The organism is Streptomyces sp. XM83C (genome assembly GCF_023072675.1).
Taxonomy (GTDB): Bacteria; Actinomycetota; Actinomycetes; order Streptomycetales; family Streptomycetaceae; genus Streptomyces; species Streptomyces thermocoprophilus.
Window position 1 is genome coordinate 70,327 of the sequence record NZ_JALLGL010000001.1, and the last position, 22,697, is coordinate 93,023.

General features: G+C 71.0%; 21 protein-coding genes and 2 riboswitches. Of the genes, 7 read left to right on the forward strand and 14 right to left on the reverse strand.

What is annotated here, in order from left to right; translation table 11 throughout:
- Positions 1-31 precede the first annotated feature (31 nt).
- The 8 genes from MTQ10_RS00310 to MTQ10_RS00345 all read right to left on the reverse strand — a co-directional run bounded on the left by MTQ10_RS00310 (position 32) and on the right by MTQ10_RS00345 (position 9,236).
- Positions 32-1,372, reverse strand: a complete 1,341-nt coding sequence (locus tag MTQ10_RS00310; RefSeq protein ID WP_374117549.1) for an ABC transporter ATP-binding protein — start codon at positions 1,370-1,372, stop codon at positions 32-34.
- Entirely contained in the window at positions 1,342-2,439 is a 1,098-nt protein-coding gene (locus MTQ10_RS00315; RefSeq protein ID WP_247460946.1) for an ABC transporter ATP-binding protein, read from the reverse strand. Before MTQ10_RS00315 ends, MTQ10_RS00310 begins: the two co-directional genes overlap by 31 nt.
- The gene (locus tag MTQ10_RS00320) at positions 2,436-3,437 is read right to left on the reverse strand and encodes an ABC transporter permease (RefSeq protein WP_247460948.1); all 1,002 of its coding nucleotides are present in this window, start codon (positions 3,435-3,437) and stop codon (positions 2,436-2,438) included. Before MTQ10_RS00320 ends, MTQ10_RS00315 begins: the two co-directional genes overlap by 4 nt.
- Before the next feature lie 141 nt (positions 3,438-3,578).
- Complete coding sequence (locus tag MTQ10_RS00325) at positions 3,579-5,372, reverse strand: ABC transporter substrate-binding protein (protein ID WP_247460950.1); 1,794 nt, start codon at positions 5,370-5,372, stop codon at positions 3,579-3,581.
- A gap of 68 nt (positions 5,373-5,440) precedes the next feature.
- Positions 5,441-6,448, reverse strand: a complete 1,008-nt coding sequence (locus MTQ10_RS00330; protein WP_247460952.1) for an ABC transporter permease — start codon at positions 6,446-6,448, stop codon at positions 5,441-5,443.
- Between the two features lie 307 nt (positions 6,449-6,755).
- Positions 6,756-7,517 carry an enhanced serine sensitivity protein SseB C-terminal domain-containing protein gene (locus tag MTQ10_RS00335; protein WP_247461007.1) on the reverse strand — a complete coding sequence of 254 codons (762 nt, stop codon included), beginning with the start codon at positions 7,515-7,517 and terminating at the stop codon, positions 6,756-6,758.
- 128 nt (positions 7,518-7,645) lie between these two features.
- Positions 7,646-8,437, reverse strand: coding sequence for an enhanced serine sensitivity protein SseB (locus MTQ10_RS00340; protein WP_247460955.1), 792 nt, complete (start codon positions 8,435-8,437; stop codon positions 7,646-7,648).
- Between the two features lie 133 nt (positions 8,438-8,570).
- Entirely contained in the window at positions 8,571-9,236 is a 666-nt protein-coding gene (locus tag MTQ10_RS00345) for an AAA family ATPase (protein ID WP_247460958.1), read from the reverse strand.
- A gap of 169 nt (positions 9,237-9,405) precedes the next feature.
- A riboswitch (glycine riboswitch) is annotated at positions 9,406-9,506 on the forward strand.
- Positions 9,507-9,618: riboswitch (glycine riboswitch) on the forward strand.
- A 37-nt stretch (positions 9,619-9,655) separates the two neighbouring features.
- Here MTQ10_RS00345 and gcvT point away from each other — a divergent pair.
- From gcvT to MTQ10_RS00370, 5 genes are all read left to right on the forward strand, one after another.
- Positions 9,656-10,783 (forward strand): glycine cleavage system aminomethyltransferase GcvT, encoded by a 1,128-nt coding sequence (gene gcvT / locus MTQ10_RS00350; RefSeq protein ID WP_247460960.1) that lies wholly within the window; start codon positions 9,656-9,658, stop codon positions 10,781-10,783.
- A 125-nt stretch (positions 10,784-10,908) separates the two neighbouring features.
- A complete protein-coding gene (gene gcvH / locus MTQ10_RS00355) occupies positions 10,909-11,286 on the forward strand; it encodes a glycine cleavage system protein GcvH (RefSeq protein ID WP_247460962.1) in 378 nt (125 codons plus the stop codon).
- A 15-nt stretch (positions 11,287-11,301) separates the two neighbouring features.
- Positions 11,302-12,582, forward strand: a complete 1,281-nt coding sequence (gene glyA / locus MTQ10_RS00360; protein ID WP_247460964.1) for a serine hydroxymethyltransferase — start codon at positions 11,302-11,304, stop codon at positions 12,580-12,582.
- Between the two features lie 103 nt (positions 12,583-12,685).
- A complete protein-coding gene (locus MTQ10_RS00365; RefSeq protein ID WP_247460966.1) occupies positions 12,686-14,053 on the forward strand; it encodes an L-serine ammonia-lyase in 1,368 nt (455 codons plus the stop codon).
- A gap of 95 nt (positions 14,054-14,148) precedes the next feature.
- On the forward strand, positions 14,149-14,706 hold the full coding sequence (locus MTQ10_RS00370; protein ID WP_247460968.1) for a glycoside hydrolase family 25 protein: 558 nt from the start codon (positions 14,149-14,151) through the stop codon (positions 14,704-14,706).
- A 403-nt stretch (positions 14,707-15,109) separates the two neighbouring features.
- On the opposite strand, the gene MTQ10_RS00375 is transcribed toward MTQ10_RS00370, so the two are convergent.
- Together MTQ10_RS00375 and MTQ10_RS00380 are read right to left on the reverse strand one after the other, a co-directional pair.
- On the reverse strand, positions 15,110-15,772 hold the full coding sequence (locus MTQ10_RS00375; protein WP_247460970.1) for an NADPH-dependent F420 reductase: 663 nt from the start codon (positions 15,770-15,772) through the stop codon (positions 15,110-15,112).
- 112 nt (positions 15,773-15,884) lie between these two features.
- Positions 15,885-16,580: a FadR/GntR family transcriptional regulator gene (locus MTQ10_RS00380; protein ID WP_247460972.1), complete on the reverse strand. Its 696-nt coding sequence runs from the start codon at positions 16,578-16,580 to the stop codon at positions 15,885-15,887.
- A 195-nt stretch (positions 16,581-16,775) separates the two neighbouring features.
- Between MTQ10_RS00380 and MTQ10_RS00385 the strand changes: the two genes are divergently transcribed.
- Complete coding sequence (locus tag MTQ10_RS00385) at positions 16,776-18,485, forward strand: 2-isopropylmalate synthase (RefSeq protein WP_247460974.1); 1,710 nt, start codon at positions 16,776-16,778, stop codon at positions 18,483-18,485.
- 267 nt (positions 18,486-18,752) lie between these two features.
- Here the strand turns inward: MTQ10_RS00385 and MTQ10_RS00390 are convergent, their stop codons facing one another.
- Positions 18,753-18,965 carry an EF-hand domain-containing protein gene (locus MTQ10_RS00390; protein ID WP_247460976.1) on the reverse strand — a complete coding sequence of 71 codons (213 nt, stop codon included), beginning with the start codon at positions 18,963-18,965 and terminating at the stop codon, positions 18,753-18,755.
- Between the two features lie 151 nt (positions 18,966-19,116).
- On the opposite strand from MTQ10_RS00390, the gene MTQ10_RS00395 reads away from it, so the two are divergent.
- On the forward strand, positions 19,117-19,761 hold the full coding sequence (locus MTQ10_RS00395; RefSeq protein WP_247460978.1) for a GNAT family N-acetyltransferase: 645 nt from the start codon (positions 19,117-19,119) through the stop codon (positions 19,759-19,761).
- A gap of 24 nt (positions 19,762-19,785) precedes the next feature.
- Here the strand turns inward: MTQ10_RS00395 and MTQ10_RS00400 are convergent, their stop codons facing one another.
- From MTQ10_RS00400 to MTQ10_RS00410, 3 genes are all read right to left on the reverse strand, one after another.
- Entirely contained in the window at positions 19,786-20,988 is a 1,203-nt protein-coding gene (locus MTQ10_RS00400) for a YncE family protein (RefSeq protein WP_247460980.1), read from the reverse strand.
- Positions 20,988-21,770 (reverse strand): polysaccharide deacetylase family protein, encoded by a 783-nt coding sequence (locus MTQ10_RS00405; protein ID WP_247460982.1) that lies wholly within the window; start codon positions 21,768-21,770, stop codon positions 20,988-20,990. The genes MTQ10_RS00400 and MTQ10_RS00405 overlap by 1 nt, the downstream gene beginning before the upstream one ends.
- Positions 21,771-21,910: 140 nt before the next feature.
- A complete protein-coding gene (locus tag MTQ10_RS00410) occupies positions 21,911-22,417 on the reverse strand; it encodes an ATP-binding protein (RefSeq protein WP_308404522.1) in 507 nt (168 codons plus the stop codon).
- Positions 22,418-22,697: the final 280 nt, after the last annotated feature.

The following is a 22,697-nucleotide window of genomic DNA, read 5'->3' on the forward strand; positions in this document are numbered from 1 at the left end:
CTTACAAAGCAAGGCGGGGGCTCGGGTGAAGCTACTTCTTCTTGGGCGTGTCCTCGGCCTGAGTCTCCGGCTCCCCGGACTCGTCCGACGCCGCGCCGGACTCCTCGGCGGTGGCCTCGGCCGGCTCGGACTCCTCGGCGGACTCTCCGGCGGGCTCCTTTGCCGTGGCCCCGGAGGCCGCGCCGTCGCCCTTCCCGACCGCCTCGGCCACGGCCGCCGACGTCTCCGCCGACTCCGCGAGCACCTCGTCGGCCACCAGCTCGGCCGCCGCCTTGGCGTCCGACAGCAGGACGGTGTCCTGCGGCTGCTGGTCCTCGAAGTTCTCCGGGTGGTGGCACGCCACCCGCTGGCCCGGCCGCAGCTCCAGCAGCGGCGGCTCAGTGGTCTTGCAGATCTCCGTCGCCTTCCAGCACCGCGTGTGGAAGCGGCAGCCGCTCGGCGGGGAGATCGGCGAGGGCACGTCGCCCTTGAGCAGGATGCGCTCGCTCTTGGCGCTCTTGCGCGCCGGGTCCGGGATCGGCACCGCCGACATCAGCGCCTTGGTGTACGGGTGCATCGGCGAGGTGTAGAGCAGGTCACGATCGGCCAGCTCCACGATCTTGCCGAGGTACATCACCGCGATCCGGTCCGAGACGTGCCGGACGACCGACAGGTCGTGCGCGATGATCACGTACGTCAGGCCCAGCTCCTGCTGGAGGTCGTCCAGCAGGTTCACGACCTGCGCCTGGATCGACACGTCCAGCGCGGAGACCGGCTCGTCGGCCACGACGAGCTTGGGGCTGAGCGCGAGCGCGCGGGCGATGCCGATGCGCTGGCGCTGACCGCCGGAGAACTCGTGCGGGTAACGGTTGTAGTGCTCGGGGTTGAGCCCGACCACCGACAGCAGCCGCTGCACTTCCTTCTTGATGCCGCCCTCGGGCGTGACGCCCTGCAGCTTGAAGGGGGCACCGACGATCGTGCCGATGGTGTGCCGCGGGTTCAGCGACGAGTACGGGTCCTGGAAGATCATCTGCACGTCACGGCGCAGCGGGCGCATGCCCGCGACACCGAGGTGCGTGATGTCCTTGCCCTCGAACTCGACCTTGCCGCCGGTCGGTTCGAGCAGCCGGGTGATCAGCCGGCCCATCGTCGACTTGCCGCAGCCCGACTCGCCTACGACGCCCAGGGTCTCGCCCTTGCGCACCTCGAAGTCGAGGCCGTCGACCGCGTGGACCGCGCCGACCTGCCGCTGGAGCAGGCCCTTCTTGATCGGGAAGTGCTTCTGGAGCCCCGTCACCTTCAGCAGGATGTCGCCGTCGGCGGCGTCCGCGGTGGTCACGGCCGTGTCCTTGGGGTTCTCGCTCACAGCTTCGGCGCAATCTCTTCGGCCCAGATACGCTCCCGCTGCTCCCTGGTCATGTGGCAGGCGGCCCAGTGCTTGCTGCCGACCTCGGCCAGCTCGGGACGGACCGTGCGGGTGACGTTGTCCTTGGGGATGTCGGCGTACGGGCAGCGCGGGTTGAAGGCGCAGCCGGACGGGACGTTGATGAGGGACGGCGGGGACCCCTTGACGGGGATGAGCCGTTCCTGCTGCTCGCGGTCCAGGCGCGGCATCGAGCCGAGCAGACCCCAGGTGTAGGGGTGGCGGGGCTCGTAGAACACCTTGTCGGCGGGGCCGCGCTCGACGCACCGGCCGCCGTACATCACCAGGAGGTCGTCGGCGAGTTCGGCGACGACGCCCAGGTCGTGGGTGATGATGATGACCGCGGAGCCGAACTCCTTCTGCAGATCGCGGATCAGGTCCAGGATCTGCGCCTGGACGGTGACGTCCAGGGCGGTGGTCGGCTCGTCCGCGATGAGCAGCTCCGGGTTGTTGACCAGCGACATCGCGATCATCGCGCGCTGGCGCATACCGCCGGAGAACTCGTGCGGGTAGTTGTCGACGCGCTTGTCCGGCTGGGGGATGCCGACGCGGTCGAGCATCTCCACCGCGCGGCGGCGGGCGGTCTTCTTGTCGACGTCGTGGTGGATCCGGTAGGCCTCCACGATCTGCTGCCCGATCGTGTAGTACGGGTGCAGCGCGGACAGCGGGTCCTGGAAGATCATCGCCATCTGACGGCCGCGCAGCTTGCGCACATGGTCCGGGTCGGCGGACAGCAGCTCGGTGCCGTCCAGCCAGATCTCACCGGAGATCTGCGCCTTGCGTTTGCCGTACTGGCCGGCGGTGTGCAGGCCCATGATGCCGAGCGAGGTCACCGACTTGCCGGAGCCGGACTCGCCCACGATGCCGAGCGTCTTGCCCTTCTCCAGCTGGAAGCTGAGCCCGTCGACGGACTTGACCAGGCCGTCGTCGGTGGGGAAGTGCACCTTCAGGTCGCGCACTTCCAGGAAGGCGGTCGGTGCGGGCGAGGCGGCCGTGGGCTCGCCCACGGCGGCGCCGCTCTTGCTGAGTTCGGTCATGCGAGCCTCACTCGGGGGTCGATCACGGCGTACAGGATGTCCACCACGAGGTTGGCGAAGAGCACCGCCAGCGAGGTGATCAGGGTGACGCCCACGATGACGGGCAGGTCCTGGTTCCTGATGGCGAGCAGCACCTCACGGCCCAGGCCGGGAAGGTTGAACGTGGACTCGGTGAGGATCGCGCCGCCGATGAGGGCGCCGAGGTCCATGCCGAGCATGGTCAGGATGGGCGTCATCGTGGAGCGCATGGCGTGCTTGCGGATGACGACGCCCTCGCGCAGGCCCTTGGCGCGCGCGGTGCGGATGTAGTCCTCGCCGAGGATCTCCATCATCGTGGCCCGTGTGATGCGCGCGTACATCGCCGCGTAGAGGAACGCGAGGGTGACCCAGGGGAGGATCATCGCGCTGAACCACTGTGCGGGGTCGTCCGCGAAGGGCGCGTAGTCCGACTCGAACCACTTCAGCGGTCCGTAGACGAAGATCGCCAGGGAGAGCATGCCGGTGAAGTAGATCGGCAGCGAGACACCGGCGAGGGCGACGACCATGGCGCCGCGGTCCCACAGGGAGCCCCGCTTGAGCGCGGACAGCACACCCGCCGAGACGCCCATGATCAGCCACAGCAGGGCGGCGCCGAGCGCGAGTCCCAGGGTCACCGGGAAGCGGTCCTTCAGCACGGGCCAGATGGCCTGCTCACTGCGGAAGGAGTAGCCGAAGCAGGGTGCGGAGCAGTTGATCGTGTCGCCGCCGCCCGTGTAGGTGCGGCCCACGAACAGGCCCTTGAAGAAGTGCCAGACCTGAACGTAGACGGGGTCGCCCAGACCCAGCTTCTGCCGCACCCCTTCGACGGCGGCGGGGTCGGCCTGCTTGCCCACGAAGCTCAGGGCGATGTCGACGCCCGCCCACTTGGGGACGATGAAGAAGATGCTGAAGACCACCGTGATGATGACCACCAGCATCACAGCGGCGGCGAACAACCGCCTGATGAGGTAAGCGAGCACAGCTCTCGGCCCGCGGCGCGGGCCGCGGGCCACCGGCCGGGCCCCCACACCTTGTGGGCGGTGGGGGACCTCCGGTGGCCCGCGGTCACGCCGCGCCGGCCTTCACCTGCCTTTCGTGCCGTACGGCGGGTGTGCCGGTTGTCAGGAGGCGGACTTCAGACCGAGGTTGACGAAGTCGTACTGACCGCTGTAGCCGTCGGTCGTGTACACGTTCGCCAGGCGGTCGGAGCGCCAGTTGATGAACTTCTCGAAGACGAACGGCAGGTAGTAGGCGCCGTCCATGATCTTGTGGTTGATCTGGGTGGCGATCTGTTCCTTGCCGGCCGGGTCCAGCGTGGCGTTGAACTGGTCGAACAGCGAGTCGATCGACTTGTCCTTGATCAGCGCGTAGTTGTTGTTACCGCTGTCGAGGATGTACTTGCTGCTCCACAGCGGCAGACCGAAGCCCTGGACCGACGGGAAGTCGGCGCCCCAGCCCATGATGATGATGCCGAAGCCCTTCTTCGCCACGTTGGCGGGGCTGCCGATGATGCCGGCGGTCTGGGCACCGTCGTACTGGTGGATCTGGGCGTTGATGCCGATCTTCTTCAGCGACGCCTGCATCGACTGGGCGGTGGCCACCTCGACCGGCTTGTTGTTACGGACGGCGATGGTGGTGGAGAAGCCGTTCGGCTGGCCGCACTGCTTCAGCTCTTCCTTGGCCTGCTCGATGTTGCCGTTCTTGTTGGCGCCGGCGAGCTGGTACGGGTCGTACTTCTGGCCCTCGCCACCGGGGATGCCGGGCGGCAGCATGTTGGTGCCGATGTCACCGCCGGCCAGGGGGCCACCACGCGCGGTCTGAAGCGACACGTGGTCGGCGCCGAGTATGACGGCCTTGCGGCAGTGGATGTTGTCGAACGGCTTGACGCTCTGCGGGAAGACCGCGTAGCGGATGAAGCCGGAGACCGGGTTGTCGACGTTGGCCTTGTGCTGCTTCAGGGCGGTGGTGCGGCCCTGCGGCGACATGCCGGTCTGGTTGAGGTCGAGGTCCAGGTCGCCGTTGATCAGACGCTGGTCCAGGTCGTTGGCGTTGGAGTAGATGTTGACGGTGATCTTGTCCGGGTACGCCTTGCGGATCGGGTCCGAGGACTGCTTCCAGTTCTCGTTGCGGACCAGCGTGAGGCTCTTGCCGGGGCTGTAGGACTCGAACTTGTACGGGCCCGAGGAGAACGGGTGCAGACCGTACTTGGACTTGGTGTCCTTGTCCTGGCGGACCGGCGAGGCCGAGGTCAGGGCGACCATGGACTCGAAGTCGGCGTTGGCCTGCGGGAGCTTGAAGACGATGGTCTTGTCGTCAGGCGTCTCGATGGCCTTCAGGCCGAGGTGGTCCGGGGTGGTGTCCTTGTACGGGCCCTTGTACTCGCCCTTGGGGTCGAGGACGTCCTTCAGGTAGGTCGGGCCGCCGGAGAGGACGTCCTGCGCCCAGACGCGCTCGATGCCGTACTTGATGTCCTTGGAGGTGATCGGCTTGCCGTCCTCCCACGTCACGCCGTCGCGCAGCGTGTACGTGTAGGTCTTGCCGTTGTCGGAGACCTTGGCGAGACCGGTGGCGAGGTCGGGGGCGAGGCTCGCGCCCTCCTTGCCGGGAGCCGTCTTGAACGTGACGAGCTGACGGCTGTAGTAGCGCGAGAAGTTCCACATGAAGCCGTAGTAGCCACGCGTGGTGTCCCACGAGTCGGCGTCCTGCGCGGCGCCGAACTTCAGGGTGCCGCCCTTCTTGGCCAGGTCGGCCTGGGCGACCTTGTTGTTCGCGGCGTCGAAGCCGGCAGCGCCGGTCTTCGAGCCCCCGCTGCTGTCGTCGCCACCGCCGCACGCCGCCGTGGTCAGCAGCGCGGCGACCCCGATGGCAGCGGCCAAGGCCTGCTTGCGCCGCCCTGAGGTGCGTTGGGTAGTCACGGTCTCGGATCCTCCGGATTTGATGAGAGACCCCGTGTCAGATGCCACGGGAGTTGAGGTACGGCGGCTCAGCGGGAGCCCTTCGGGTCCAGTGCGTCCCGGACGCCGTCGCCGAAGAGGTTGAAGGCGAGCACGGTGATGAAGATGGCCACACCGGGGACGACCATGTACATGGGGTCCGACTGGTAGTAGTCCAGCGCGCTCGACAGCATCTGCCCCCAGGAGGCGGTGGGCGGCTTGACGCCGACGCCCAGGAAGCTGAGCGCCGCCTCGGTGAGGATGTTCGTGGGAATCATCATCGTCGAGTACACGATGATGGGGGCGACGAGGTTGGGCAGCAGTTCCTTGAAGAGGATGTAGATCCGCCCGGCGCCCAGGGAGCGGGCCGCCTCGACGTATTCGCGTTCACGCAGCGACAGCGTCTGGCCGCGCACGACGCGACCGATGTAGGGCCACCCGAAGAAGCCGATGACCAGGACCATCACCAGGACGGGGACGCTCGAACCGGTCAGCCCGAAGAGCTTGTCCGGCATGACGGACACCAGGGCGATGATGAAGAGCAGCTGCGGGAAGGCCAGCAGGCCGTCCATGACGCGGCTGATCAGGGAGTCGACCCAGCCGCCGAAGAAACCGGCGAGGACGCCGAGGACGGTGCCCAGGACGACCGCGACGAGGGCCGACAGGAAGCCGACCAGCAGCGAGATGCGGGCGCCGTAGAGGATGCGGGCGAGGATGTCGCGGCCGTTGACCGGCTCGACGCCGAGCAGGTGGTCGCCGCTGATGCCGCCCATGCTGCCGGTGGGCGTGCCGAACAGCGGGTCGATGAGGTTCTCGTGATACTCGTTCGGGTCCTGGCCGAGCAGGCTGGTGAGCACCGGGGCGAGGGCCGCGATCACGATGAGGACGAGCACCACGACGCCACCCGTCAGGGCGAGCTTGTCGCGCTTGAGGCGGTCCCAGGCGATCCGGCCCAGCGACCGGCCCTGTACGGCCTTGGCGTCGGCGCTGGCGACCGCAGCCTCGTCGACCGCGCTCGGGGCCGCTTCAGCGGTCGGCTCGTGCAATGGTGCCGTCATCTGGCAGGGACCCCTCTCAACCGGCGGTAGCCGGCCCGCGCATGCCGCTGTAGCGGCGTGGTCAGTCCGTCGTACACAGGGGCGAAAACACCCCTGTCGCCGGAGTCTTCAACGGTTTTGCGATCTGCGGCCAGAGTTGACGGCGAAAGGATGCGTAAACGTGATGATGTGCTGGGGTTTCCGTTATCCGGACAGTCGATAACGCGGGGCGGACAGGTAGAAGTCAGACCAAATCCGACATATGACACTGAATCGCCCGCATCTACGCGCGGAGATCATCCGGGCCGCGCCCGGGGCGCGGTGACGCTCAGTATCGGCCAGGGGCGGGCGGCGGGTAGCCGTAACCGGCCACGGGGGCATGCACGGGTGCTGTGGCGTGCGCCTCACGGTCGTAGAAAGGACGCGCCTTCGCGCGCATCCACATCACCACCGGGTCGTGGTCGTCCGACATCGCCACGGTGGACACCGGCAGCCCGTCGGGAACGGCCGCGACGGACTGCTGCATCATCGCCCGCACGGCGTCGACCGCCTGCGGGGTGGTCTCGTACATCTCCAGACCGATGGCGAGATACGGCGCGCCGAGCGCCGGCTGCACCCAGGCGCGGCGCAGCGCCCGCACCGCGGAGGTGCGGTGGGCGTTCTGCGTGAGCAGGGCGTAGAACTGGGGGATCTCGATGGCCGGATCGGAGAGCCTGAGCGGCCCGGCCGGCTGCCGGTCGAGTCCGGTGGCGATACGGCGCAGATCCAGCCAGGGGATGCCGACGCCGCCGCCCGGGGCGTGCGGATTGAGCCAGAGGCCGTAGTGGTCGGGGTAGAGCGCGCGGGCCACCTCCAGCGCGTCCGTCACCTCGTACGAACGGTTCCAGCCGCTGGCGCTCAGCTCCTGCGCGCTGGTCACGCAGGGCGCGTAGTGGTGGCCGCCCACCTCCATGTCCCCGTACTGGGCGTCGGGTGAGCCGGCCTGGCCGTGCCACAGGAGCATCCAGATCTGGCCGGTGCCGGGGGTGGCGAGCGCGCGCAGGAGCGCCTCGTAGGCGTCGTAGCGCCCGGGCGTCACCTGGCGCAGCATGTGCTCGACCTGTCCGGTCGCCGCCGTGCCAGCGCTCACTTTGTATCGCCCCTTCGTTCAACACCCTCGGCCGAGCTATGAAATCAGGTTAAGCGGTGGGCCGACAGGACCGGGGACGGCTCGGTCGGTCACACGGCCCGCTGATAGAAGGGGCGGACCCGCTCCCGCAGCCAGTCGGCGACCGGGTCCTGCGCCACGTCCATCAGGACCAGGTTGACCGGCCAGCGCACCGGCACCCTGCCGAGGGCACGGCCGAGGGCGTCCAGGGGGGCGGCACGCAGATCGCCCTCCCACTGGGAGAGTTCGACGCCGACGAACATCACCGGGTCCGCCGTCTCGATCGCGGCCAGACAGCGCCGGGCCGTCAGGACGACGCCGATGGCCTCGAACTCGGCGGAGGCGGCGGAGAGGAAGTCGACGGGGTCGTCCTGCCAGTCCGGCTCGTACAGCCGGACCCGGCCGCCGCTCGCGGGGCCGTCCAGCGGGGTGCGGCCGGCCCGGCACAGCTCGGCGACGGCGTCGGGCGGCAGCGGCACCCCGACCACACCGCCCGGGTTGACCGCCACGCCGACCTGCGGGGGCAGACCTCGGGCGAACTCCACGGCGGGCGCGACCGCGTACGCCATACGGGCACCGGTGACCAGACGGAACTGTTCCTCGGAGCTGAAGACGGGGACGTACGCCTGGCCGTCGATCTCGGTGGTGGGCAGGTCGAGGGAACTGCTGTGCGGGCCGCCGCCGTTGGGCAGGGGCACCCAGACGAAGCTGCGGCCGAGCACCTCGATGATCCGCGCCGCCGCGCCCGGCACGCCGAGGGCGGCGGACAGCACCTCCTCCAGCTCGTTGCCGGGCCACCCGCCGTGCGGGTGGGGGTGCGTCTGCGCGGGAAGATCCGCGGGAAGATCCGCCGGGAAGTCCATCTCTCCCTACCGTCTGCCGGAACCGGTGGTGTGACCGGATGGTCTGACCGATCGATGTGACCGAAAGGCTAACGGCTGCCGCCGACATCACCCACCGGCAGGCGGCGGTGCACAGCGGGGCCGGGCCCCGGCGTCAGCCCGTGAACGCCACCCGGTGCAGGGCGTCGGCCGCCGCGCGGTCCAGCAGGACCGCCGAGCCGCAGCCGGCCGGCAGCCGGCCGGCCTCGACGGCGCGCACCAGCCGGGTCGCGGCGCGGCGGTGCCGGGCGAAGGCGTACCGGGAGACGCCCCGGCCGCGGGCGCGCTGCCCCTCCAGGGCCGCCTCCGGCGGGACGTCGAGGAGGAGCAGGTGGAGGGTGCCGCCCCGGCGGCGGGCCGCGCGGGACAGCCAGGCGCGGACCCAGGCCTGGGTACCGCAGTCGTGCACCACGAGGCCCTCGCCGGTGCGCAGGGCGCGACGCAGCCCGGCGTAGTGGACGAGGCGGACCAGCGGGCGGTACACCGCGTACGGCAGCCAGGCGGGGAGGCGGGCCTCCCAGCGGTCGCGGGTGTCCTGCGAGTCGATGCGCGGGCCGCGGACCGCGCGGTGCATCAGGGTGGACTTGCCGCTGCCGGGCAGGCCGGTGACCACGACGATGTCGCGGGTGCCGAACAGCAGGGCGCGGGGGCTGTGCCCACCGCGGTCGCGCAGATCCCGGACGACCGGGGCCGGGCGGGCCGCCGCCTCGGGGGCGGTCTGCTGCCGGGGCACCGCGATGCCCGTCGTGGTCGCGTACGCCGTCGTCCTGTCCACCGTCATCGTCCTCCCCTGGGCCCGGTACGGCTTCTGCCCCGTCGAGCGTAAAGAGAACGTAATGCGCGGGCCCGGCGTTTTCGTTCGCGTACCGCCACGAGCCGGTTACAGATGCGGCCTGCCGCGATCGGGCCGGGCGTGCAATGATGTGCGCGCCAACTGCATACCGGCCGTTTGAATCCGCGCGGGAGAGTTCCCGGCCCCCGAGGGGTCCGGGGCGCCGAAGGAGCAAGTCCCTCCCTTGAATCTCTCAGGCCCCGTTACCGCGCGGGCGAGGCACATCTGAAAAGCGGACCGCCTCCCTCGGTGGTCCCACCCAAGGTGCAAGCCAGGACCGCCCCAGGTGGTCAGGGCGAACCTCTCAGGTTCCGATGACAGATGGGGAGGAACGCTTCCTCGCCTGTCCTGTCCCCTGGGAGACGACCGTGAGCAGTACCGATTCCGCCGCGCTGCGGCACACCGCGCTGGACGCCGTGCACCGCTCGCTCGGCGCGACCATGACCGACTTCGCCGGCTGGGACATGCCGCTGCGCTACGGCTCCGAGCGCGACGAGCACAACGCCGTGCGCACCAAGGCCGGCCTGTTCGACCTCTCCCACATGGGAGAGATCACCGTCACCGGCCCGCAGGCCGCCGCGCTCCTCGACCACGCGCTGGTCGGCAACATCGGCGCGGTCAAGCCGGGCCGCGCCCGCTACACCATGATCTGCCAGGCCGACGGCGGCATCCTGGACGACCTGATCGTCTACCGGCTCGCCGAGACCGAGTACATGGTCGTCGCCAACGCCTCCAACGCGCAGGTCGTGCTGGACGCGCTGACCGAGCGGGCCGCCGGTTTCGACGCCGAGGTGCGCGACGACCGGGACGCGTACGCGCTGATCGCGGTGCAGGGTCCCGCCTCGCCCGGCATCCTCGCCTCCGTCACCGACGCCGACCTGGACAACCTGAAGTACTACGCGGGCCTGCCCGGCACCGTCGCCGGTGTCCCCGCGCTGATCGCCCGCACCGGCTACACCGGCGAGGACGGCTTCGAGCTGTTCGTGAAGCCGGAGCACGCCGTCGAGCTGTGGCAGGCGCTGACCAAGGCCGGCGAGGGCGCCGGGCTGGTCCCCTGCGGTCTGTCCTGCCGGGACACGCTGCGCCTGGAGGCGGGCATGCCGCTGTACGGGCACGAGCTGACCGCCGAGCTGACCCCCTTCGACGCCGGGCTCGGCCGGGTGGTGAAGTTCGACAAGGACGGCGACTTCGTGGGCCGCGAGGCGCTGCGCGAGGCCGCCGAGCGCGCCGAGCAGAACCCGCCGCGTGTCCTGGTCGGCCTGGTCGCCGAGGGCCGCCGCGTCCCGCGCGCCGGGTACGACGTCGTCGCCGACGGCAAGGTCATCGGCAGGGTCACCTCCGGCGCCCCCTCCCCCACACTGGGCAAGCCGATCGCCATGGCGTACGTCGACGCAGCGCACGCCGCTCCCGGCACGCCGGGTGTCGGTGTGGACATCCGCGGCACCCACGAGCCGTACGAGGTCGTGGCGCTGCCGTTCTACAAGCGGCAGAAGTGACACCGTCGTACACATCACCGTCGTGAGCGCCCGTACGTGACGCGGGGCACATCCGCCCTGGTCATGTGCGTTCCGCGCTGTCCCCCCTTCATCAGCACACCCACGCGTACAGGAGAATTCAGGCCATGAGCAACCCCCAGCAGCTGCGTTACAGCAAGGAGCACGAGTGGCTGTCCCCCGCCGAGGACGGCGTGGCGACGGTCGGTATCACGGAGCACGCGGCGAACGCGCTCGGCGACGTGGTCTTCGTCCAGCTCCCCGCGGTCGGCGAGTCGGTGTCCGCGGGCGAGACCTGCGGCGAGCTGGAGTCGACCAAGTCGGTCTCCGAGCTGTACTCCCCGGTGAACGGTGAGGTCACCGAGATCAACGAGGACGTCGTCGCCGACCCCTCCCTGGTGAACTCGGCCCCCTTCGAGGGCGGCTGGCTGTTCAAGGTGCGCGTCGCGGAGGAGCCGGGCGACCTGCTCTCCGCCGACGAGTACACCGCGTACACCGCCGGCTGAGGAGTCACAGAGCCGATGACTGTCCTGAACACGTCCCTGCACGAGCTGGACCCCGAGGTCGCCGCGGCCGTCGACGCCGAGCTGGTCCGCCAGCAGTCGACGCTGGAGATGATCGCCTCCGAGAACTTCGCGCCGCTCGCGGTGATGGAGGCGCAGGGGTCGGTCCTCACCAACAAGTACGCCGAGGGCTACCCGGGCCGCCGCTACTACGGCGGCTGCGAGCACGTCGACGTCACCGAGCAGATCGCCATCGACCGGGTCAAGGAGCTGTTCGGCGCCGAGTACGCCAACGTGCAGCCCCACTCGGGTGCCTCCGCCAACCAGGCGGCACTGTTCGCGCTGGCCCAGCCCGGCGACACCGTCCTGGGCCTGGACCTGGCGCACGGCGGCCACCTCACCCACGGCATGCGCCTGAACTTCTCCGGCAAGCAGTTCGACGTGGTCGCGTACCACGTGGACGCGGAGACCGGGCTGGTCGACATGGCCGAGCTGGAGAAGCTCGCCAAGGAGCACCGCCCGAAGGTGATCATCGCCGGCTGGTCGGCGTACCCGCGGCAGCTGGACTTCGCGGAGTTCCGCCGGATCGCCGACGAGGTCGGCGCCTACCTGTGGGTCGACATGGCGCACTTCGCCGGTCTGGTCGCGGCGGGCCTGCACCCGAACCCGGTGCCGTTCGCGGACGTGGTGACGTCCACGACGCACAAGACGCTGGGCGGACCGCGCGGCGGCATCATCCTCGCGAAGAAGGACTTCGCGAAGAAGCTGAACTCCTCCGTCTTCCCCGGCTTCCAGGGCGGCCCCCTGGAGCATGTGATCGCGGCCAAGGCGGTCTCCTTCAAGATCGCCGCGAGCGAGGAGTTCAAGGAGCGGCAGCGTCGCACCGTCGAGGGTGCCCGTATCCTCGCCGAGCGGCTGACCGCGCCGGACGCCCGCGAGGCCGGGGTGAACGTGCTGTCCGGCGGCACGGACGTGCATCTGATCCTCGTCGACCTGCGTGAGTCGGAGCTGGACGGCCAGCAGGCCGAGGACCGCCTCCACGAGGTCGGTATCACGGTCAACCGCAACGCCGTCCCGAACGATCCGCGGCCCCCGATGGTCACCTCGGGCCTGCGGATCGGCACGCCCGCGCTCGCCACCCGCGGCTTCACCGCCGAGGACTTCGCCGAGGTCGCGGACGTGATCGCCGAGGCGCTCAAGGCGCCTTCCCCCTTCGGGGAAGCCGACGCGGAGGCCCTGAAGGCCCGCGTGAAGGCGCTCGCCGACAAGCACCCGCTGTACCCGGGTCTGAACAAGTAAGTCACGTTTCGCGGGGCACCGCGCACACTGGGAGTACCGGCGTGCGCGGTGCCCGCGCCCTGCACCCCCACTTCTCGCACCACCCCGTTCCTAGGAGTCACCCGTGGCCATCTCGGTCTTCGACCTGTTCTCGATCGGCATCGGCCCGTCCAGCTCCCACACGGTCGGCCCGATGCGCGCGGCCCGGATGTTCGCCCGGCGGCTCCGCAACGAGGGCCTGCTCGACAGGGCCGCCCAGGTCCGCTGCGAGCTGTACGGCTCGCTGGGGGCCACCGGTCACGGCCACGGCACGCCGAAGGCCGTACTGCTCGGCCTGGAGGGCGACTCGCCGCGCACGGTCGACGTGGAGACCGCGGACGAGCGGGTGGAGAAGATCAAGCAGGCGGGGCGGCTGCGGCTGCTCGGCGAGCACGAGATCACCTTCGACTTCGATCAGGACCTGGTGCTGCACCGCCGCAAGGCGCTGCCGTACCACGCCAACGGCATGACCGTGCAGGCGTTCGCCTCCGACGGCGCCGAGCTGCTGTCGAAGACGTACTACTCGGTGGGCGGCGGTTTCGTCGTCGACGAGGACGCGGTCGGCGCGGACCGGATCAAGCTGGACGACACGGTGCTGAAGTACCCCTTCCGCACCGGTGACGAGCTGCTGCGGCTGACGAAGGAGACCGGCCTGTCGATCTCCTCGCTGATGCTGGAGAACGAGCGTGCCTGGCGCACCGAGGAGGAGATCCGCGCGGGCCTGCTGGAGATCTGGCGGGTGATGCAGGCGTGCGTGACGCGCGGCATGTCCCGCGAGGGCATCCTGCCGGGCGGGCTGAAGGTGCGCCGCCGGGCCGCGGTCACCGCCCGCCAGCTGCGCGCGGAGGGCGATCCGCTGGCCCGTTCCATGGAGTGGATCACCCTGTACGCGATGGCCGTCAACGAGGAGAACGCGGCCGGCGGACGCGTGGTGACCGCCCCGACGAACGGCGCGGCCGGCATCATCCCGGCGGTGCTGCACTACTACATCGACTTCGTGCCGGGCGCCGACGAGGACGGTGTGGTGCGGTTCCTGCTGGCGGCGGGCGCGATCGGCATGCTGTTCAAGGAGAACGCCTCCATCTCCGGCGCCGAGGTCGGCTGCCAGGGTGAGGTCGGCTCGGCCTGCTCGATGGCTGCGGGCGCGCTCGCGGAGGTGCTGGGCGGCACCCCGGAGCAGGTGGAGAACGCCGCGGAGATCGGCATGGAGCACAACCTGGGCCTGACCTGCGACCCGGTCGGCGGTCTGGTGCAGATCCCGTGCATCGAGCGCAACGGCATGGCCGCGGTGAAGGCCGTCACGGCGGCGCGGATGGCGATGCGCGGCGACGGCTCGCACAAGGTGTCCCTGGACAAGGTCATCAAGACGATGAAGGACACCGGCGCCGACATGTCGGTGAAGTACAAGGAGACGGCGCGCGGCGGTCTCGCCGTCAACATCATCGAGTGCTGAACACGCCCGGCCCGAACCTCCCCCGGCATCAGGGGCGTTGATCCGGGGCATAAAACAACTCCCGTCCCCCCACCAGCACATACGGGAGTCCCCCCATGCTCCGCGGCATCGACGTGAGCGCTTACCAGCCCTCCGCCTACAACACCGCCGGCCTCTCCTTCGTCTTCGTGAAGGCGACGGAGGGCCGCACCTACGTCAACCCCAAGCTCGCCGCCCAGACCGAGCGCGCCCGTGACGCGGGTCTGGTCGTCGGCTTCTACCACTTCCTGTGGCCGGGCAACCTGACCGCCCAGGCCGAGTACTTCCTCGCCAAGGCGCCGGAGAAGCGCGGCGACATCCTGGCCGTCGACTGGGAGACCACCGGCGCGGGCAGCCACGCGTCGAACGCGGAGAAGGACTCCTTCATCCGCACCCTGAAGCGGCTGCGCCCGCAGCAGCGGGTTGTCCTGTACTGCAACCGGGACTTCTGGCTGAACGTCGACACCACCTCGTACGCGGGCGACGGTCTGTGGATCGCCGACTATGTGACCGCGGGCAAACCCCGGATCAAGGCGAAGTGGCGTTTCCACCAGTACACCTCCACCCCGGTCGACACGAACGTGGCCGATTTCGCGAGCGTGGCGGCGCTGCGCTCGTGGGCTCTGGCGGAGTGAGACGCGCCGCTCGTCTCAGGTGTCACACCGTTGTCCCACAACCCATTTCATCGGCTGATCGGTCGAAGGGGCGAGAGTTTCATGGCGCGTACAGCCTTCAGGGCGCGCGGGCGGCCCGAGATGGGTCCGTGGACACGCCGAACGGTGGGCTCATGACGCAGACCGACGACCGAGCAGCGATCGCGACGGCCCGGGGAGCGGCACCTGGTCCAGCGGTTCCTGGAACGGCCGCTCGCACAGGCCATGGGGCGGTCCCTGCGCAGCGCGGCGTTCCGTCCGGCGGACCCTCAGCCCCGCGCCCCGCGCCGGCCGCGATTCGGGCAGGGCCGCTGACGCCCTCCACGGGCGGGCCGGGCCGCTGAGGGCTCGGCCCGCCCCGGGCGACGTGCGGGTTACCCAGGGGTCAGCCGCGGTACGCCTCCTGCCGTTCCGGGGACGCCTCCGCCAGCGCCCTGCGCACCTCCTCCACGCCTTCCCGCAGGCCGTACACCGGGGTGCCGGGCTGCTGCCGCCAGGAGTCGTCGATGCCGCCCGCGTCGACGGTGTCGAAGCCCAGCTCGTCGATGAGGGCGCGCACCTTCGCCTTGGCCGCCTCGTCGTCCCCGGCCACGGGCAGCGCCATCCGCTCGGGGTGGCCGGCGGGCAGCGCCCGGTCCACAAGGTCTTGGGCGTAGGTGCCGTTGAACGCCTTGATCACGGGGTGGCCGATCCGGCGCTCGGTCCAGCGGCTCTCGGTGATGCCCTCGTCCTCGATCTCGTCGATACGGCCGTCCCGCTCATGCGGGTAGTAGTTGCCGGTGTCGATGACGGCGACGCCGTCGGCGGCCCCGTCGAGGAAGCCGGCGGGCAGCTCCGGTACGGCCTTCACGGGGACGGCGACGACGACGATCTCCGCGCCGCGCGCCGCCTCCTCGACCCGTACCGGTGTCGCGCCCGTCTCCTCGGCAAGCCCGGTGAGGGTCTGTGGTCCGCGCGAGTTGGCGACGGAGACGTCGTGCCCGAGTGCGGTGAGCCGCCGGGTGAGGTTGCCGCCGATGTGCCCCGCGCCGATGATGCCGATCTTCATGTCGGCCGCCTTCCCGAAAGTCGATGCACATGCATAGGTCGGCTGGTACAACCTCCCGGCGCGGCGGCCTGTTCCGCCGTGGCCGCGTCCCCACCCGTTCGGACCGCCCGTGTCACCCTTCGGGCTGCCCGGCCTGCCCGAACGGGTCCTGGAGTTCCTTCGCCAGTACGGCCGCCGCGAGGTCGGCGTCGCCGTCCGCGACGGCCTGCGCCACCGCCTCGTGGGCGGCGTCGCCGTGGTTCGGGTCACGGGCGCGCAGCCCGGTCAGGGCGAGCAGTTCGACGAGGCCCTTGCACAGGACCGGCACGAACTGGGCGAACAGGCCGGACAGGACGACGTTGTGCGCGGCGTCCACGACGACCGCGTGGAAGGCGATGTCGGCGTCGACGAAGGCCGCGTCGTCGCCCTCGGCCGCGGCGCGCCGGGCGGCGAGCGCGGCGTGCAGGGCGGCGATGTCCTCGTCGGTGCGTCGGTGCGCGGCGAGGCGGGCGGCGTGCACCTCGACGCCCGCGCGGACCTCGTAGACGTCGGTGACCGCGGCCCGGCGCAGCCGGGCGGGGAAGTCGTCGACCGGCGCGGTGGCGGTCACGAACACCCCGGCGCCCTGCCGGGGCCGTACGAGACCGGCGCCGGCCAGGGCGCGCAGGGCCTCACGGACGGTGGAGCGGCCGACGCCGAGTTCCTTGGCGAGGTTGGTCTCGCCGGGGAGTTTGGCGCCGACCGGCCAGGTGCCGTCGGCGATCCGGGCGCGCAGCCGGGCGGCGGCCTGTTCGACCAGGGGGCTGGGGCGCAGCGGGCCGGTGTCCATCGGGGCTCACCAACTTGTCTGAGGAGTGATCGGATTTCACTTGTCTGAGGACCTGAGGAGTGGCTAGCGTACCGTCCATGACGCTCCGCGGTCTCCTTCTCGGCTGCCGCGGCGGGGCCTGACGCGACCGGCACCCCGCCGCGGGGTGCCGTGCTGCCGGTCACCGCCGCACCGAGCCGGAGAGGCCGACCGACGATGACCCTGACCGACGTATGGAATCCGCAGCGTCCCAGCGGGATGCCGTACCACCGCTACCGCCCCCACCACGAGCGGGTGCGGGTGCCCGTGACCGAGCGGCGCTGGCCCGCCGCCCTGATCGAGCGCGCCCCGCTGTGGGTGCCGGTCGATCTGCGCGACGGCAACCAGGCACTCGCCGAGCCGATGGACCCGGCCCGCAAGCGGCGCTTCTTCGATCTGCTGGTCCGCGTCGGCTACAAGGAGATCGAGGTCGGCTACCCGTCCGCCAGCCGGACCGACTTCGACTTCGTCCGCGACCTCGCGACCGGCCCGGACGCGCTGCCCGACGATGTGACTCCGGTCGTGTTCACCGCGGCACGGGCCGATCTGATCGAGCGCACCTTCGAAGCCGTCGAGGGCCTGCCGCGGGCCGTGGTCCATCTGTACGTCGCCACGTCCCCGGTGTGGCGGGAGGTGGTCCTCGGCCGGGACCGGGCCGGGGTGCGGCGCATCGTGCGGGAGGCGGCCGAGCTGATGGCCCGCCGGGCCGGTGACACCCCGTCGGTGCGGTTCCAGTTCTCCCCGGAGACCTTCAATCTGACCGAACCGGACTTCGTCCTCGAACTCTGCGACGAACTGACGGAGTTCTGGGACGCGAGCCCGGACCGGCCCGTCACCCACAATCTTCCCGCCACCGTGGAGATCGCCACCCCGAACGTGTACGCCGACCAGATCGAGTACATCCACCGGCATCTCGCGCGGCGGGACAGCGTCGTCCTCTCCGTCCACCCGCACAACGACCGCGGCACCGGCGTCGCCTGCGCCGAACTCGCCGTGCTGGCCGGGGCGCAGCGCGTCGAGGGCTGCCTCTTCGGCAACGGCGAACGCACCGGCAACGTCGACCTGGTCACCCTCGCGCTGAACCTGTACGCCCAGGGCGTCGACCCCATGATCGACCTCAGCGACATCGACGCGGTGCGGGAGACCGTCGAGCACTGCAACCGGCTGCCCGTGCACCCCCGCCACCCCTACGTCGGCGACCTCGTGTACACGGCGTTCTCCGGCACCCACCAGGACGCCATCAGCAAGGGTCTCGCGCACCACGCCCGCGCGGCACGGGAGGCGGGTCTGCCGGAGCGGCTGGCGCCCTGGTCGGTGCCGTATCTGCCGGTCGACCCGGCCGATGTGGGCCGCACCTATGAGGCGGTGATCCGGGTCAACTCCCAGTCCGGCAAGGGCGGTGTGGCGTATCTGCTGCGCACACGCACCGGGCTGGACCTGCCGGCGCGGATGCGAGCCGACTTCGCGCGGGTCGTGCAGGAGGCCACGGAGGACAGCGGGGGCGAGGCCACACCGAAGGAGGTGGAGGAGCTGTTCCGGGCGACGTATCTCGCCGACGCGGTGATCCGGCCGGACGTGTGGTCCGTGCACAGCGACCCGTCCGGCGCCCACCGTTTCGTCTGCACGCTGGACACCGGCGACCGCACCGCCGACCTCGAGGGCACCGGCAGCGGCCCGCTGACCGCGTTCGCGGACGCGCTCGCCGGCGCCGGGTACGCCGTGGAGGTGCTGGAGGCGAGCGACCAGCCGGTGACCGACGGCACCGCCGCCTACGCGGAGTGCCGGGTGGGCGGGGTCACCGTGTGGGGCGCGGGCATCGCCCCGTCCCCGCTCGCGGCGCGGGTCGCGGCGGTCGTCTCGGCGGTGAACCGGGCGGCGGCCCGATGAGCGCGGCGACGAGCCCGTAGGCGCCGGGGAGGACGTCCCGCACGCGCGGGACGCGCCGGCCGTGCGGGAAATCCAGACCGTGCGGGACGCGCCGGCCGTGCGGGAAATCCAGACCGTGCGGGACGCGCCGGCCGTGCGCAAGGTCCTGACCGTGCCGGATGCGCCGGCCGGACGTGCTCCCGTGCCGAGGGGGCGCCCCCGGACCACCGGGCGGGCGCCACCTCGGGCCGGGGAACGCGCCTGGTCAGGCGGGTCCCCGGCGGTGTCTCACTTGTTCAGGTAGGCCCAGAACTCCTCGAAGGACAGCTGCTTGTCGCCGTCCAGGTCACGGCTGGCGATGATCGCCTCGGCGACCGCCTCGGTGACGTTCCAGTCGCCGCCCTGGGCGAGCGCGGTCTTGAACTCGGCAGCGGTGATCCGACCGTCCCCGTCCGTGTCGATCCGCTCGAACTGCTTGCGTGCTTCCTCGATGTCCGCCACCGATCCGCCCCTTTGTGTCACGTTTTCCGGTACAGCTGGCACAGTGCCGCAGGTCAGATTAACGGCCCGAGGGCGTCCCCCGTACGGCCGCCCTGTGTGAGGCTGGGCCCTGCCGACGGCACGGAGAGACCGGGAGACGAGGAGCGCGGGAGTGGGGCAGAGTCTGCGGGAGATTCTGGAGGCGGCGGCGCGGGGCGACTTCCCGCCCCCGGACGGCGGCACGACCGTGGTGCCGCAGCACGATGCGCGGGACGCCGGCGTGATGGCGTTCACCGGCCACTCGGTCGTCTTCACCGACGAGGACCCGAGCTGGGTGTACGGCACGCTGGCCGGTCTGGACTGCGACCCGCTCGCAGCGACGCTCAGCCCCCGCTTCCTCACCGCCTTCCTGGACCGCACCGGCCGCACCACGGACACGATCGACGCGGTCCTGGTCGCCGACCCGCTGCCGGGCGGCCCGGCCGTCCCGCTGCGGGAGATCGACTCGGACCACCCGAGGGTGGCCTACGCCCGCAGGCGCCGCGACGACGTGCGGGCGTGGTCGGCCGACGGGGGTGTCCTGGTCCTGGGCCGGGGGATCGCCGGGCGGCTCGAGGTGTCCGTGGAGGTCGACGAGGACGTACGGCACCGGGGGCTGGGGCGTGCCCTGGTGGCGGCGGCACGGCGGCTGGCCGACGAGCCGCTGTGGGCGCAGGTCTCCCCCGGGAACGCCCGCAGCGCGCGGGCGTTCCAGGCGGCGGGCTTCCGTCAGGTGGGTGCGGAGGCGCTGCTGCGGCTGCCGGAGCGGGCGGGGTGAGCCGACCGGCGGGGCCGTGCGTCCTCAGCGGAAGATGCCGGTGTGGCCGAGGGAGTAGCGGCCCGGCTGCGGGTAGACGGCGAGGCCGTGCGGGCCGCTGCCGACCTTGATGCGGGCGAGCTGTCGGCCGGTGCTGGTGTCGATGGCGTACACCTCGGAGTTGTAGCGGCCCGACAGCCACAGCACCTTGCCGTCGGCGGAGACGCCGCCCATGTCGGGGCTGCCGCCCTGCGGCAGCTTCCACTTCTTGGTGATCCTGTTCTGCTGGAAGTCGAAGACGGAGACGGTGCCCTCGCCCCGGTTGGAGACGTACATCTCGCGCGAGTCCCGGCTGACGTACAGGCCGTGCGTGCCCTTGCCGGTGGGCAGCAGCGTGGGCTCGGTGAACTTGTCGCCGTCCAGCACCCACATGCCGTCGGCCATCATGTCGGCGATGTAGAACCGCTTGCCGTCGGGCGACACCTTCACGTCCTGCGGCATGGCCCCCTTGAAGGGGAGTTTCTGCTGGCCGACCACCTTCATCTGCGCGGTGTCGACCTTGAGGAGTTCGCCGCTGAACTCGCAGGAGACGATGAAGTAGCGGCCGTCCAGGGAGAAGTCGGCGTGGTTGACGCCGTAGCAGGTGACGGGGACGGTCTTCTTGCGCTCCATGGTGTGCGGGTCGCGGAAGACCAGTTCGCGGTCGAGGGAGGCCATCACGACGGCGTACTTGCCGTCGGGCGTGAAGTACAGGTTGTACGGGTCGTGCACCTCGACCGGCTTGCCCGCCTTGCCCGTCCTGGGGTCGATGGGGGTGAGCGTGTGGCCGCGGTTGTTGTTGACCCACAGCGTCTTCAGGTCCCAGGACGGCACGACGTGCTGCGGCTGCCGGCCGACGGGGATCGTCTCGATCACCTCGTACGTCTTCGGGTCGATGACGGAGACGGTGTCGGACTCGGTGTTCGGCACGTACACGCGGGACGGGAAGTCCTTGACGACCGGGGAGAGCCGGTTGGGCCGGTCGGCGGCGTAGACGTCCTTCGGGTCGAGGACGGGCGGCATGCCGGGCAGGCCGTGCACGGCCGGCGGCTGCTTCTTCTGCGCCGGGGCGGGCAGGGCGGCCTTGGTGGTCTGGACGGTCTGGACGGTCTGCCGGTCCTTGGTCTCGGTGCCGCAGGCGGCGAGGGCCGCGGCGGCGAGCAGGGCGGTGCCGGTGAGCAGGGCGCGGGAGGGACGCATGGTGGGCATCAGCTGAGCAGCTCCGTGGTGGTGACCGCGCGCAGGCCGCGGCGGTCGAGGGCGGTCAGGACGGCGGGGAGCGCGGCGACCGTGTCGGGGTAGCCGCAGTGCAGGCTCACGACGGAACCGGGCCGGACCTCGGCGAGCACGGTGCGGGTGACCGCGTCGGCGCCGGGCGAGGTGAAATCCAGCGAGTCCACGTCGTACGACAGGACATGGGGGTAGCCGGCCTCGCGGGCGAGGCGGGCGACGAGCGGGGAGGCCCGCGCGGCGCGGGAGGGGCGGAACCAGGTGCCGATGGACCCGGTGAGCCGTTTCAGCCGGTCGGCGCAGGCGGTGATCTCGGCGCGGGCCTCGGCCTCGGGCATCGCGCCGATGTCGAGGTGGTTCTGGGTGTGGTTGCCGAGGTCGTGGCCGCCGTCGAGGACGCGGCGGGCCATCTCGGGGTGGTCGTCCAGCCAGGTGCCGACGGCGAGGACGGTCAGCCGGGCGCCGTGGCGTTCGGCCGTGTCGAGGAGGGCGCGGGCGAGGGCGGGGTCGCCCTGGCCGTGGAAGGTGAGGGCGACGCGGGCGCGGGTGCGGGGGCCGTGGGTGATCTGCTCCGGGCTGCCCGGGAAGCGGCGCGGGCCGGGCGCCGCGGGGGCGTCGGCCGCCGGTGCGGCAGGGGGCTGTCCGGTGCCGGGACTGTCCGGGGCGCCGGTGCCGGAGGGTGCGCAGGCGGCGGTGACGGCGGCTCCGGCGAGGAGGCCGGCGCCGGTGCGGAGCGCTGCGCGGCGGTCGGTGGAGGTCACCGGACCATTTAAGGGGCGTTATGGCATAAAACCGGGCGATTCACCCGGACGGTGGCGGGATGCGGGTCGCACCCGAACCGCGGGCCTCATCCGACAGCGGGCCGCCACCGCAGGGCGCCCCTGGGCGGCTGTGGCGTACGTCAGCGGTCGGACACGCGCATCTCGAACCATGTCGTCTTGCCCCGCGGGAGGAGGTCCACGCCCCAGCGGTCGGCGAGTTTGTCGACGAGGAAGAGGCCCCGGCCGCTGGTGTCGAGTTCCTGCACCGGCAGCAGGCAGGGCAGGCCGCGGGAGGGGTCGCGGACCTCGACGCGGATCCAGCCTCGGCGGCGGCGCATACGGAGCCCGAACACGCGGGCGCCGGTGTGCCGTACGGCGTTGCCGACGAGTTCCGACACCAGCAGGACGGTGTCCTCGGTCAGCTTGGGACCCAGCGCCCAGTGCCGCAGGACGACGACCTGGGCGAGGCGGCGGGCGGTGCCGGCGGACTCGGGGAGCGACGGTAAGGGGACCTCCGCTTCCGTGGGGTTGCCGTACAACTCCAGTGCCTTGAGCGCCCGTTCGTCCTCGACAGCGGGCGACCAGCGTGCCGCCGCTGTAGCACGGCCGTGTCCCCGCGGCTGATCGATGCCCTCCAGCCCCGCCATGCCCCCATCATGGCCGTCCGGTACGGCACGCGGAGGCGTTCCGGGCGAATACGCCCCCTGGACGCCCCCTTTGCGCTTCATGCGCTCGGCATATGACAGGGGCACTTCGGCGTCCGACGTACCCGGGCTGACCTGCGGTGACGGCTCGGCCGGAGGCAATCGACAGGCTCCCTCGACGAGACAGGCTCAAGGTCGCCCCAAGGTTCCCACAAACCGCCCCTTCGGGGGACCCGGATCAGACATCACGTCAATTGCAAGCCCTCCGGCCGAACTCGTTCCC